The organism is Ferruginibacter sp., assembly GCF_028288465.1.
Taxonomy (GTDB): Bacteria; Bacteroidota; Bacteroidia; order Chitinophagales; family Chitinophagaceae; genus Ferruginibacter.
Window position 1 is genome coordinate 1 of the sequence record NZ_JAQBNR010000030.1, and the last position, 14,585, is coordinate 14,585.

The 14,585-nt window shown below is 40.8% G+C and carries 10 protein-coding genes; 8 read left to right on the plus strand and 2 right to left on the minus strand.

Going from position 1 to position 14,585, the window contains the following annotated elements; genetic code table 11:
- The 6 genes from JWR61_RS13755 to JWR61_RS13780 all read left to right on the plus strand — a co-directional run.
- Nucleotides 1–949, plus strand: a 949-nt coding sequence (locus tag JWR61_RS13755; protein WP_301928344.1) for a hypothetical protein, incomplete at its 5' end; no start/stop codon positions are given.
- A gap of 9 nt (nucleotides 950–958) precedes the next feature.
- Entirely contained in the window at nucleotides 959–2,854 is a 1,896-nt protein-coding gene (locus JWR61_RS13760) for a hypothetical protein (protein ID WP_301928345.1), read from the plus strand.
- Between the two features lie 9 nt (nucleotides 2,855–2,863).
- Entirely contained in the window at nucleotides 2,864–4,102 is a 1,239-nt protein-coding gene (locus JWR61_RS13765; protein ID WP_301928346.1) for a hypothetical protein, read from the plus strand.
- A 128-nt stretch (nucleotides 4,103–4,230) separates the two neighbouring features.
- Complete coding sequence (locus tag JWR61_RS13770; protein ID WP_301928347.1) at nucleotides 4,231–5,736, plus strand: hypothetical protein; 1,506 nt, start codon at nucleotides 4,231–4,233, stop codon at nucleotides 5,734–5,736.
- 90 nt (nucleotides 5,737–5,826) lie between these two features.
- On the plus strand, nucleotides 5,827–7,236 hold the full coding sequence (locus tag JWR61_RS13775; RefSeq protein ID WP_301928348.1) for a hypothetical protein: 1,410 nt from the start codon (nucleotides 5,827–5,829) through the stop codon (nucleotides 7,234–7,236).
- A 291-nt stretch (nucleotides 7,237–7,527) separates the two neighbouring features.
- Entirely contained in the window at nucleotides 7,528–8,319 is a 792-nt protein-coding gene (locus JWR61_RS13780) for a hypothetical protein (RefSeq protein WP_301928349.1), read from the plus strand.
- 72 nt (nucleotides 8,320–8,391) lie between these two features.
- On the opposite strand, the gene JWR61_RS13785 is transcribed toward JWR61_RS13780, so the two are convergent.
- Together JWR61_RS13785 and JWR61_RS13790 are read right to left on the minus strand one after the other, a co-directional pair.
- A complete protein-coding gene (locus JWR61_RS13785; RefSeq protein ID WP_301928350.1) occupies nucleotides 8,392–10,563 on the minus strand; it encodes a T9SS type A sorting domain-containing protein in 2,172 nt (723 codons plus the stop codon).
- A gap of 353 nt (nucleotides 10,564–10,916) precedes the next feature.
- Nucleotides 10,917–12,668 (minus strand): DEAD/DEAH box helicase, encoded by a 1,752-nt coding sequence (locus JWR61_RS13790; RefSeq protein WP_301928351.1) that lies wholly within the window; start codon nucleotides 12,666–12,668, stop codon nucleotides 10,917–10,919.
- 293 nt (nucleotides 12,669–12,961) lie between these two features.
- On the opposite strand from JWR61_RS13790, the gene JWR61_RS13795 reads away from it, so the two are divergent.
- Both JWR61_RS13795 and JWR61_RS13800 read left to right on the plus strand, forming a co-directional pair.
- Nucleotides 12,962–13,912 (plus strand): hypothetical protein, encoded by a 951-nt coding sequence (locus JWR61_RS13795; protein ID WP_301928352.1) that lies wholly within the window; start codon nucleotides 12,962–12,964, stop codon nucleotides 13,910–13,912.
- 78 nt (nucleotides 13,913–13,990) lie between these two features.
- On the plus strand, nucleotides 13,991–14,584 hold the full coding sequence (locus JWR61_RS13800) for a porin family protein (RefSeq protein WP_301928353.1): 594 nt from the start codon (nucleotides 13,991–13,993) through the stop codon (nucleotides 14,582–14,584).
- Nucleotide 14,585: the final 1 nt, after the last annotated feature.

Sequence of the window (14,585 nt, forward strand, 5' to 3'; positions counted from 1 at the left end):
ACCAGGCACCATCGATTTTTTTGATAGTGCAGAAGGAGCCACTAAATTTCCAATACAGAAAGTGAATAAAGCCACTATGGAACTTTGTAAAACTGATCAGCCGCAATGGATCGTCATCCGGTGGTCGTTAGGTATGCCAAACAGTGCTTTTAATGTACACCTGATGGAGAGCATCCTCCATAATTTTAATTTCGATTATGTATATCAATATTTCTATGGCTCCAGGTTGATAACCGAACCATACAAACCATTGCGTTCTCCAACGTACAAGGCGTCCTTTGTAAAAGAAGAATTATTTACCGCCGCAAAAGCAGTCACAATTGATAAAAATGTATTTTATTTCGATGATTTTTCAGGCAACGCCGTCGATAAACCTGTTACAAACTGGAATAGTGATTTAGTCAATGGCAAAAGGGCCGAAGTAAAGCAAATAGCCGGTGATAATAATCAATGGCTGGAACTGCGTGGAGGGAAGGTATCACCCAAAAACATTCAATACCCGTTGCCGCAAAATTTTACCTTCAGTTATGATATAATAGTTACGCATGATTTCGCCTGGGGAGGAAAGGGATTAACGATGTGGTTATCTAAAGAAACATCTCCCGGTAATGCGGAATCATTCATCAGGCTGTGGCTGCGTCCCGGTGTCGGTGTAAAAGATAGAGCGGCTGAACTTGAGACAAAATTTCCTTTCCCGGCTGGTTATGCTAATGAAAGCAAAGGGTATACTGCACCCGGTTTTTCCAATAGTAAAATAAATAACCGCATTACGGTTATCATCAAAAAAATGGAGGAGAAGCTGCAGGTGTTTATTGACAAGACGAAGATTGCCGAATATGAAAAAGGGATTCCGGCAGCACATTTATTTAATGTATTATCTTTTTACAGTGGTAATACCGAAGCAAACAATAAATATTTTATCAGCAATATTAAAATTTCAAAAGACTAAAATCATTGTATGAAAAAAGCGGTTCTCACGCTATTGGTTATTTTATTTTGTAAAGAATCGTTTTGCCAGCTTACGAGCGAGCAACGCATAGAAGACAGCGTGATTGGCTGGTGGGACAATAATCATTTCGATAATAAAATAAAACAGACGAATGACCCGGTACAAAAAAAACGCATTGAAATTGATGATAAAATAGTAGAGTGGATGAAAAAAAGTTATACCCCCGTGGGTGGACTGGGAACTGTTACCCGGCAGAATCTCAACCTGCGCTATGGTGTATATTTTATGGTGTGGAATGTAAGTTTTGCAAAAGAATACCTGGATGCAAAAGGCCATTTTAAACCCATTGATGAAGAGAATACGCCTTTCGGAATTTCTGTTAATAATATCCCGGCAAGTTATGCCGTGAAATTTTTGAATGGCGGTGGTGACTATTATTTTACCTGGCCACCAGATGGTTATTTTGACTGGGAAAAAAACAAAGATGCCGACCCAAAAATTCATCCCAATGTGTACAAATACATTACCCGTATCAATGAAGTACACAGTGTTTTTCTGGCCCCCAACAACAAACTGCCTTTTGTGGAAATAACCAAAGGCGAATACCTTAATGCTTCAGAAGCCTCACTGGATAAAGAGTTTCAAAATAAAAAAGATGAAATCGACAGCAAGTGGTCTGATACAAAAAGCAGGGAAGATGCCTACGCATACCAGCAGAAAGAAATGGAGCGTTACCGCAATGCCATACACAAATGGAAAGAAAAATATAAAGACCGCCTGAATGAACCTGCAGTATTGCATAACATGCAACCCACCATCATTGGCGATTTTTTTGGAGATATGGATCCTTTTGCTATAACAGAAATTGAAAAAAGCAGGAAGGAATATTTTCCTTTATACAAAGTCCCGGCAAACGTTATGGAGCAATGCAAAACAGCACAGCCGCAATGGATTGCTGTGTGGTTTCGTTACAACACAAAAGAAAACGGTAACCAGTTGTATGAAATGTATACAGCCATTACCCAGAATTTAAATTATGATTACATCTATAACTATTTCTTTGATCCGGAAAAAGTAAAAGGCATTGCATACAAACCTGCCAACGAAGAACAATTAAAAGCAAGGCTGGATGGGTACAGAAAGAAAAATGCCGCCGCAATCAATCCTGTAGCCAATACTTCATCTCCATATCCGGGTGCATTTTTCTTTGATGATTTTTCACTTGGTAACGAAGGAGGAGATCCTGCCAATTGGTATTTTAAAAGATACGGTAAACATGCCGTAGTTAGTGCAATAAAAGACCAGCCGGGTAAATGGTTAAGGCTGGGCTATGGTACGCCTGTAAATCCATCTTTATTAAAAAAGCCATTGCCGGAAAATTTTACACTGGAGTATGATATGGTGACCGATGGCGGCTTTGCTTCCCGCAACGGAGGTGCTGCAACACTGTCGCTGAATAGCCGTGCCGCAAGGGAAGATGGCGTTGAACAAACGGGCGGAGATGGCACCACGGTAACGCTGGAAATTGCTGCTGGTAATGAGGCGGATTATAACAATAACAATTACCGCGGTATTGCAAGGTTGCGGCTGAATTCATCTCAGCCCGCAAAAAAAAGCAATTACTCCGAAGACGTGTTGTATGAATATGCCTTGCGTGAATTCACGGATAAAAAAACAAAAATACATGTTGCTATAACGGTTAAAAATAATTTGATTTCAGTGCTCATCAATAATAAAACAGTAGCGGTCAGCACCAATTTAAAAACGGCTTATGGTGGTAAATGCAGTACCTGCGGGTTGATGCCGGGTACCAGGTTCAATGCTGTTTTCTGGAACAACACCACCAATGATGCAGACAATTTGAATGTATACATCAGCAACGTTAAGATTACAAAACAGCCATAAAATTACTGTATGAACAAAAATTTACTCAGCCCGTTGCTGAAACTCAGGATACTATTTGCTATGTTTTCCCTGGTAACAGCCCAGGCAGGTTTTTCACAAGATTGCAAAACGCAGGCTGCCAATAAGCCATCCACTTCTGTTAGATTTTCTGACTATTATGTAAATATTTCCTCCAGTGAAACAAAACCTGCCTCTTGGAATATTACCCGGATTAAGCCAACTCTCGTCAAGGCCGAGAGTTGGGTAAAGAACCTGCTTACAGGTTTCAAAGGTGCAAAACTGGCTTACAGCAACGATTATTTTCTCGAATATGTTTATGATAGAAAATCCCAGGAGTTTTATAAGTCTACAGGAATCAAGGGGTACTACAAAGGGGTAATGAGATTTTATGCTTACTACTGTTACGATAAAAAAACTGAAGTATATACCGAAGATGAATGCGGTTCATTTATTTATGTGTATTTCAATAATGTGTTGGCAACAGGCCTTTGTGCAGATGGAGGCGTTTTTACAGTAAATGGAAAACCGATATTCAGAACTTTCGCCAAAAGCCATAGCGAAGGAAGGATTGATTATTATGAACAGGTAGCGATGTCTGACGTAAGCGATACCATCTACAAGTCGAAAAATGAGTACATACTGCTCCGCAACAGCGACCAGCCGGTCTTTATTCCAGTTACACGCAAGGAGTACCTGGAGCAAATGCTGAAGGAAATAGATGTTCATGAAATAAGTGATCCAAAAAAAGATGAGGAGATGTATAACAACAACATAAAACAATTTGAAGATGAAATGAGGGTGTATAAAGCAACGGATAAAACCTATACGCCTGAAAAAGAAGCGAAGCGAAGAAAATGGTTTGAAGAGGACCAGGCGAAAGTTAAAAAAAGGATGGAAAAGGACAAGTATAATATTGTTGCTTCCAGAGAAACGGTGTTACAATATTTAAACAAAAATGCGGAATGGCTAAAGCGTGGTTTAAGATTATTTTATTCTTATTCATACACGGCAAATGGCATTCGTGCATATTTTGACGATTTGGATAAACCGGTTTCGGGCGATGAAACCCAATATGAAGTAGTGTCATTGAACCCTGCATATTATAATAGTGCAGCCGGTACCGACGCGGCACAACTGATCGTGGTGGAGTTGCAAAAAGGCACTTACCCGCATATGTTAAAAGTAGCCAGCCTGGTTAAGCAGCCAGGTGCATTGGCTCCGCTGCAGGCTATTTTAAAGCCCCGTTAAAAGCCTGTGCAGTACAGTGTTTGGTACTCATGTTATCAGCAAAGTAAAAATTGTAAAAGATCAAAATTCCCCTTTTTACAGGATGGTGAAGCATGCTACCGGTAGCTACATTTGGGAAAATCATTTGTATGTTACCAGCAACAGTAAAAACACCGCGTTTTAATCATCGTCCGTTTAGAGGCAAGCCATTAAAAGAGGCAGCAAGCACAACCGTTGCATGTAAAGACGTCGGCTATTGTATATCCTTCAAAGGGGTCATACAATTACTTAGTGTACTATTTGTCTTTTTTTTCACAGCCATAAATAAGGTAGTTGCGCAGCAGGATTCGTTTGACATTGTTAAATACACGCCGTTAAAAGGATGGAAAAAAGACGTGAAAGAGTACCTGACAAGTTACAGTAGCACCGATGCTAAAACAGGTGGCTGGTGTGTAATCAGTATTGTAAAAAGTACTGTAAGTAAAGGTAGTATAGAAACGGATTTTGACAGTGAGTGGAATGAATTTGTTGTAAGGTCATACGAGGCAAAAGACCCGCCCCAGACAGATAGTGTACACGAAGCCGATGGCTGGAAAATTAAATCAGGCGGAGGAAAATTTATTTACAACAAAGCCAATGCCATGGCTTTGCTGACTACTATGAGCGGCTACGATCGTTGTGTCAGCATTGTTGCCACCACCAATAGTCAGCAATACATTGATGCCATACAAAATTTTCTATCATCGCTTGATTTAAAAAAGCCACCCGTTGCGCCAAGGGGTAAAGTAACTCAGGTAAGTAATGCCCTATCGAATAATACGGGCGGCAAAAAAAGTGCTTTTGCCTTCACTACTACCAATTGGGATGACGGTTGGGTAAGCGTCGAAAAAGAAGATTGGGTAGAAATAACAAAAGGCAACATCAGGATACTGTTGCATTATAAACATCCGCAGGCTGATGCCTATAATTCCGACCTGATGGCAGGGGAAAAAAATGCCTGGAATATTTTGGTAGCTCCACGCTACAGTGCTGCAGCCAATATGAATTTTAAACCGCATTTCAGCTGGCAGTCGATAGAATTTGCAGATGCGGATTTAACAGAAGCGTCAACCGGCAAAAAAATGTATGTAGTTTTTTTTAAAAAGCATTACAGCAATGGCAGCGGTACCCATCTTGAGTTTATTGCACCTGACAGACCAACTTTTGAAAAAGAATTTGGTACCTACAATAGTGAAGAAACCTGGGATAAAGTAGAAAGAATGGCGGGGTATAACCGGTTTGCCATTGGGGCTGCTGACCTGGGTGGTACATGGACAAATAATTTTTCAGGCATGACGCAGTATGTCAATGCCTACACGGGCGCAAGTGCCGGTGCAGACACACATGCGTCTGCACAAAAATTTGAATTTGGTGCCAACAATACCTATAAATGGGACATTGGTGTTGCCAGTGGCTTTGTAGGCAGTATTAAATTTCAAAGTGCAAAAGCAAATGGAAAATATACCGTGGTGAATCCCTGGCAGATTGATTTTTCTGAGATGGAGGGTAAACCCAAAAGCTTCAATGCTTATTTCTCTTGTTCAAAGGATGCAAGGGTATTATGGTTGCAGGACAAATCGTATGGTGGATATGATGCGTTTGGCAAAGCCAATTAAGGCGGCATCATTGCAGTAAAAAATGCGCATCCTGCTCACACTTTTGAGAGACTAAATTTCTTTACAAGCACACTATTTAAAAATAAAAAGATGAAATGCTTTATATCAATTATTTGTCTTCAGTTAGTTGCCAATACTGCCGCAGCGCAGCTTAAAGAAACCTTTGATGCTACAACTTATACAGTGCCGAAAGGCTGGAAGAAAGAAGCCAAAGACAACCTGGTTATTTATACCACTACCAATAAAAAAGACACCAGCTGGTGCCAGATAGGTATCTACAGAAGTACGGAAAGCAAAGGCGCCATCGAAACAGATTTCAATGATTCCTGGACGGAGCTGGCAGCTCTTCCTTATAAAATAGAAGAAGCTCCACAAGGCGACAGCGCTGTGGAAGCGGACGGCTGGAAAATAAAAAGCGGCGCCGGTAAATTTGTTTTTAATAAAGCGCCTGCCATGGCATTGCTTACCACTTTTACGGGATATGGAAAGTCAATTGCTATTATGGCTGTTACAAACAAACAGCGTTACACAAATGATATTGCTGCACTGCTCGGTTCAATTGAATTGAATAAAACGGAACTACAGAAAGTGCCCGCTGATGTGGCACCGGATAACAGCACTGCTAATAGAAGTTCAGTGCCTGCAAATACAAATGCTAACGTTGGAGGCTATGCGTTTACTACCACCAACTTTGATGATGGCTGGACGAGTACTGTTCAAAGCGACTGGGTAGAAGTTACCAAAGGAAATATAAAAGTGTTGCTGCATTATCCAAAAGAAGGTACTATTTTTCCTGCCGACCCCGGACCGCTGACCAATGCAGCATGGAATATTCTGGTAGCGCCACGATACAGTCATCTTAAAAATTACAAAACCGCTTATATCGCTACGTTTAACAGGCCTTACCTGGGTATGGGCTGTGCCACAGAAAGTGCCACCGGCAAAAATGTTTTTCTTGTTTTCTTTCGCCAGGGCCAGAGCGGCTGGCTGGAATTTATTTCTCCCGATAAAAACACGTTCATCCAACAATATAAATTTGACCCTGAAAAAATACAATGGGACAGTGAATCTGACCTGATGATTCCCCTCGCAAAGATGACAGGTTATAACAAGTTCGCAGTCGCTGCCGCTGATTTTAAAGGGAAATGGACGAGTGATTTTACGGGCATTCAACAATTGTACAATGTGTATACTGGAGAATACGCCGGCATGCACATGAACCAGTCCAATGAAGAATTCATTTTTGGAAATGGTGGTACTTACAGCTGGAAATTACTGGTGGTCAATGGCATAGCAGGCAATGCCAAATTTAATGAAGTGAAATCTTCGGGACAGCTAACCATGATCAATAACTGGCAGGTACACTGTTCAAAAATTGAAAGCGGACCTAAAACCTATAACGCCTTCTGGTATTGCATTAAAGGCGCCAGAATATTAAACCTGCTGGATGCACAGTATCCTGGGTCGGGTATCTACACAAAATATGGATTAGCTAAATAGACCTTTCACCGAAAACAAATATTATGCTCACAATCTTCATAAAAAATTTTGCCTGGAATTGCAGTGAAAAACAGGTATGGATCGCATGCAACCGAAGACCCGTAAACTTATAATTCCTCTTGTTAAGGGCTGGTTAATCAGGCAGTATTAACCTTCTTTAGTTGATTACCTAATTTCCTTTTGCAAAAAAATAATTATTCCTGCTAACTTACGTCAGTTTAAAAAGCTGCGCCGAAAAAGTAAGTGTCAATATTTAATGACAAAGGAATAGCAAGTATGAAAAAAGAGAGAATGAAAAAACGCGTCAGCAGCGGGCTCATTAAAATATTAATGTACATACTACCCGTTGCATTTTTAATGCTACCTGCGTTGTTACTGGCCCAGGCAGATAATGAAATTCAGGTGTACGCATCGGGCATCACTCCAAAGCAGGTAACGTTTGTTGAGCTGCACCAGAACTATACTTTCAATGGAATGAAGGGGTTGCCTGATCCTTCTTCTGCCAGATGGATATTCGAAACACTGGAGATAACCCGTGGCCTGGGAAACGGCTGGGAGATGGGCTTGTATACTTTTACCGGCATCGCACCCAACGGTAAATATGTTTTTTTAGGCAATCACATCAGGCCCAGGTTTACTATACCTGAAAGCTGGGGATGGAAGGTAGGTGCCAGTATTTCGCTGGAACTTGGTTACATAAGGCCGGATGCAAACAGCCCTTATGTGATGGATGGAGAGTTGCGGCCCATCATCGATAAGAGTTTTGGCAACTGGTATTTTTCATTGAACCCCAACGTAGCATTTAATCTTACAGGTCCCGATAAATTTTTTGGTGTTGGTCCACAATTTAAAACAGTGTATAATGTACACCAAAAATTTGGACTCGGTATAGAATACTACGCTACGCTCGGCACATTTAAAAAAATATTTCCGCTTACAACAGAAGAGCATTTGCTGGGTCCCGTTTTTGATTTATACAGCAGTTCGAAATGGGAAATGCAGACTGGTTTTTTATTCGGACTTACACCGGGTAGCAACCAGCAGGTATTTAAATTGATTGTTGGAAGAAGATTTGGGAAGTAATATCACCGGATAGGATTTATAAAAAAACTGCCGCTCTTTTGAGTGGCAGTTTTTTTTATGATGGACGTACAATTATTTTTGTTTGATGATCTGCCTGTTTAGTTTTCCGGACGCTGTCGTAAATTCAACAATGTAGTTACCGGATGGTAATGCAGCTAATTCATCCAGCACAAAATAGTTAGTGCCTTTTTTCATTGCGATACTTTTTACGACAACCGTGGTGCCGGTAACACTAAATACTTTTACAACGGTCGTTTCATTTTTATCCCAGTCAATACTGATATGGGCTGTGTTACGGAAAGGATTTGGTGATACGTTAAAAGCCCCACTTGTTTTAGATAATCTTACAGCGACCACTTTAGATGCAGCCAATCTGCCATTGATATCTGTTTGCAACAACCGGTAGTACGCAAATGGTGCTGTAACAGCGCTAACGTCATCCGTTGTAAAATAAGTGAGCGGGGTGGAAGAATTACCTGCAGCGGGTTTGGTTGCCACAGCTTTAAAGCTTGCACCATTGGTACTTCTTTCAACTGTAAATGACTGACTGTTTAATTCCATCGAAGTATTCCAGGTTAGTTTTACCTGTTTATTTGGCGATAGCTCCGCAGTAAAGAAAGTTAAAGTAACCGGCAACACGGAAGCCGGATTTATAATAGCGGTAGCATCGTCTGAATAAAATTCGCCTGACACATTAGAAGTGAGCCTGCCAACGTTTACAATTGCCGGAGGTGTTCCTGAGCCGGGGTTGTTTACAATCACCTGGAATTGTACTTCAAAAGAATCCGCCGGAGCAACCGAGCCTCCGGAAAAGGAATCGGCCCCGGTGCCAACACGGAAGGTAATGGTATTGCTGGCCGCATCATACTCAGCAATATCGCTATCGGCTGCATCCGTTTTAAGGCCAGCAGTGATACCGGTGCCATAATTTACCATCAGCGAATTGCTGACATAGGTTACGGTTGACGGTAAAGAATCTTTTAAAATAACAGCCAGTGCATTGAAGCTGCTGATATTGTTACCCTTTAGTTTGTAGGTCAAAACTTCACCAGGTTCTGCTGTACCGCTATTGTTGGCATCAATTACCGTATTGGTAAGATGTATGGCAGGCTGGTCTTTTGTTTTAACTACAAATGTTATGATACCACAAAAAAACTGGTCACTTGTGGTGCCTAATTCCAGCGTGATACTTCGATCATTTGGCTGAATGCCATAACCAATACCTACGTCGGATTCGTCAATATCAATTCCAAACTGGTCCGTGTAGTTGGGGTTTTTGGTAGTAACGTGTGCACCATTATTAGTGATGGTACCATTCCAGGGATTATCTGCCGGGTTAAGCGCATTGCTGAAAACAATACCATTGATCTTAAAAAAATCGCCCGTGTATCTTGAATCGCCTTCCCAGCCCATTAACCCAAGACGGGCATCAGCAGCAGCCAGGCTACCTGACGGAATATTTAACCCTGTTAATGTAACGGTATTTTCGGTAACACTGCCACCAGCATATACTTGTTCGAATGCATCGTATACACGAACGCTGTTGAAGTTTGAAGCAGGATTTTCGTACACTACTACAATACTCCAGGCGCCATAATTGCCAAAGTCATCGATGATGCCAGTAGAAAATGCACCATCGCCCACCGTATAGGTGCCGGCGCCCTGCGACTGAATAAGGGCGGTAATATCCACATAAGCCTGGTACCGGCAAAATTCTGTCGAGGTGCCCGTGTTCTGATACACCCTGTCAATTTGGGCTGCGGCGAATTGCTGGTAACTTCCACTGGTTCCTTTTCTTACTTTAATGGTTTGATTGGCTGCTGCATTCATATCGAAGTCAGCAGTAGCGGCCCTTCCACCCCAATATAGCCTTGCCAGCTTAACAGTATTTGTACCGCCGGGTAAAATTAAATCTGCCGACGAAGAATTTCTTGTACCAGCTCCGTCACCTGAATTACCATCGATATCTGCATATTGCATATCGCTGGTACCATTGTCATAAATACTGTTGCCATCCAGGCTGTTGCCATTCATGGCTGTTAAATCAACAGTAGGGTTGGGGTTAACCGCATTCATTAAAGTGTTACCAAATAGCGCAGTACCACCCTTCAGATTTTCGGAATACACAAAGCCAAATGGCCGGATTTGTGCCAGCGTGGTAAGAGACACCAGGACAAAAAATAATGAAAATGCAATCAATTTTTTGGTGTACAAAGGGCACACAATGGAGTAAAGTTTTTCCATAGCAAACAAAGATTTTAGTGTTTAAGAGAGGTCACAAAAGTAGCGGATAAATTATTATAAAATCGTTTAATGAATAAAGAGATTTATATATTTTGGAGCCTGGTTAAAATTTTTTTTCAAAAAAAATTAGCATCACGGGGTAGTAAAACAGGGAATTATTTCTGCCAGTTTGCATCTTAAAAAAGCAACACCAAAAGTATAAAGCTAAATCGGTATTTTTTTTTGCAGCCATTTATTCCTTTGATAGCATTCCTGGCTGATCTTTAGCGGCAGCTATTTTTAAACTCTTTATCGATTGATAATAAAAAAGGCTGCTCTTGGTTTGAGCAGCCCTGTAATATGTTTGGTAGGTATTATCTTTTCTCCTTTAACGGAATTCTTTTTCTTCCTTCCGTGCGATCGCTTTTACCTTCAAATGCCGGGGGTCTTTTAAAACCGCCATCTGCTTCATTCATTCTTACTTGTCTGCCATTGTGTTTCTTTCCATCTATGCTTTTTATCATCTGGCTTGCCGCCGCTTTATCTACTTCAACCCAGCTGTTCATTTCTTTCATATCAATGCGGCCCAGTACTTCCTTATTTAAATTGCTTTCATCTAAAATAAACTGTAAAAAACTGGCTTTGTAAAAACCATCTTTGGTACCCAGGTTTACAAATAATCTTGTGTAGCCACTATCATGTTGAAAGTTACCCCTTTTTCTTCTGCTGCCATCCCTGTTGCCGCTTTCCCTGTTGCCTGTCTCTCTTCTGTCGCCACCCCTGATATCGGAATTTCTGATGTTGGAATTTAGGTCAGGTGCATTTTCATAATACTTTAAAAAGTGGTTGAACTCCAGTGCTGCTACTCTTTGTAACACTTCTTCCTTGCTGATGTCTGCAAATTTTTCCTGCAGGTCAGCCATGTAGGTTTCATAATCCCCGTTAGAAATATCAGCCTGCATTAACTTGTCCATGAAATGAAAAAACTGTTTGCGGCAAACATCTTTTCCACTTGGTACATCCAGCTTATGAAAGATGGCATTCACCATGCGTTCCAGTTGCTTGATTTTATAACTTTCCCTGCTGTGGCAAATGGAAATACAGATACCTGTTTTACCGGCTCTGGCAGTACGTCCGCTTCTGTGCGTGTACACTTCCATATCATCCGGTAACTCATAGTTGATCACATGCGTGATACCATCCACATCAATGCCTCTTGCAGCTACATCCGTTGCAATCAATAACTGTAAATGTTTCTGGCGAAAACGGCCCATTACTTTATCCCGCTGTTGTTGTGTAAGGTCACCGTGCAGCGCTTCAATTTCATAACCTTCCCGGACCAATTTTTCGGCTATGTCCTGTGCATCCAGTTTGGTACGGGTAAAAATAATGCCGTACATACCGGGGTTAAAATCGATGTAACGTTTTAATGTTTCGTACCGCTGATGGGCAGCTACAACAAAAAACTGGTGATCAATATTTACATTACCACTGTTCTTTTTGCCAACCGTAATCTCTTTTGGTGTGGTCATAAAGTTTTTGGCAATGGCCCTTACTTCAGGTGGCATGGTAGCACTGAACAGCCAGATGCTTTCGCGGTTGATGGTATTTTTTAAAACAAAATCAATATCATCTCTAAAGCCCATGTTCAGCATTTCATCTGCTTCATCCAACACCACATATTTTACTTTTTGCAGATCAATCGCTTTTCTTTCAATCAGGTCAATCAGTCTGCCGGGGGTTGCTACAACAATGTGTACACCTCTTTTTAAATTTCTTATCTGCATGGTGATAGAAGCACCACCATAAACAGCTTCAGTAAAAAGTCCTTTGGTATGTTTTGTAAAAGTAGCCAGGTCATTGGTTATCTGTAAACACAATTCCCTTGTTGGGCATACTATCAATGCCTGCGGATGTCTTTCTGAAATGTTGATCAGGTGCAACAACGGAAGACCAAAAGCCGCTGTTTTACCGGTTCCTGTTTGTGCCAGTCCTACAAAATCGGTGGTACCTGATAATAAAATGGGGATCGCTTGCTCCTGGATGGGAGTAGGAGTGTCAAAACCGAGGTCTGAAATTGCCTGTACTAATTGTTCGTTTAAGCCTAAGGCTTCAAATGCATTCATGTAAATTTTTTTTTGGTTTACATGATATGCTATTCGCCTGTTGTTTCGCTACTTAATTCAGTGTTTAAACGTTAAAGTAATTTTTAATCTCAACAGCCTTTCGGGCATTTCATGCAATACTCGTTATAAATAATTTTGCAAAGGTAATGTTTTTAAGCTAACGAAGTGCAATTAAATCAATGGTCTTGCGTTGCTATAGCCGTAAAATAACATTATCAGTCCACATACACCGTTTTAAACCAACCGGTTTTTCATAAGTCGAAATACCCGTTAACAAAAACACCTGTCAGTCAATGCAAAAAATATTACTGCTTATTAGTTTTCTGTGCTGTTTTGCTAAAAACTTCGCTCAAACAAAACCTCCGGCTATAGACAATAAAGACTCGACTGCAATTTTACAGGATCTGATGGATATTTTGGGCGACGCAAAGTCTGCTGGCAGGTTTATTTCGGTAAACCTGGGCATTGGCAACAGGATATTCAATGTAAACAACAATGTACTTAATTCAAAGCTTACTCCTGTTAATACAATCATTTTTTCGCCGTCGCTTACCTATCATCATAAAAGCGGGCTGTATGTTGCCGGCACGGTCAATTTATTAAATGACAGTAAACATGGATTTGGCGTGAATGAATATTCAGCCGCCGCCGGGTACGAATTGCCGGAAAATACTAAAGTGGATTTTACCATCGCGTACACCCATACTTTTGTTAGCGATATTTTTTCATCTTATGCTTCACCCGTACACAATGATTTGTATGCCGCTTACCTGTACAAAAAAACATGGCTGAGGCCAGGCTTAGCCCTTGATTTTTCCGGTGGTGAATATGGGGAAGTTAAAAGGGTAAGACTGCTCTATGATTCCATAAACAGTAAACTTACATCCTTTACTTTAGTGCCTGCTGTTTCGCATGAATTTGAATGGGACGAAATTTTTAGTAAATCGGATGGCATTACGCTGACCCCTTCACTGCTGTTAAATTTGGGTAAAAGCAGGCAGGTGTTACACCATACAACCAATGCACCCAACCTGCTCAGTTTTTTAAATAAAAAAGGCAGATTGCCAAAATTAGAGAACACTAAATTTCAGCCGGAGTCACTTGGCTTTGGTTTGAACACAAGTTATGGAACCGGTAAATTTTCTGTTGAACCGGAAATGTACATTGACTATTATTTGCCCAAAACAACAGACAACCGGTGGACGGATTATTTTACGGTAACTTTTCGGTATTCCTTTCAGTAAACATTCATTAACAAATAATTATCTCAGTAACATTTGGATTGGCATATCGTTGGATACATAAATTAAAACTAAAAAACCATGAAAATAAAACTCTTATCCCTCGCAATGGCTGCGCTCATTTTTACTGCAGCAGCGAACGCTCAAAGTGTTCATTTGGGTGTTAAGGTTGGTACCAACATCAACAAAATTTCCGGTAAATCCTTCAGCGAACAATTTAATTATGGATACCATGTTGGCGGCTTTGCTGAAATAGGATTGGGCAAGAAATTTTCGCTGCAGCCTGAAGTATTGTTTAACCAAATCAATACCGATACAAGCAGCCAGTTAAGTAAAATTTACAGTAATATAAATCCCAGCAAAATCTCCAATATCAAATTGAGTTATTTAAGCATTCCTGTTTTACTGGATTATAAACTGAGCAAATTCTTTGCAATACAGGCCGGGCCGCAGTTTGGCGTTTTAATTAACCAGAACGAAAAACTGGTACAGAATGGCAAAGATGCTTTTAAAAAAGGCGATCTCAGCATGCTGGCTGGTGTACAGTTACATTTTGGTAATTTCAGAGTCTATGGAAGATACGCGGTTGGTCTGTCCAACATTAATGATATCGACAACAAAGACAAATGGCGAAGCCAGAGTATTCAGGCGGGTATAGGCCTTACCTTTTTTTAGT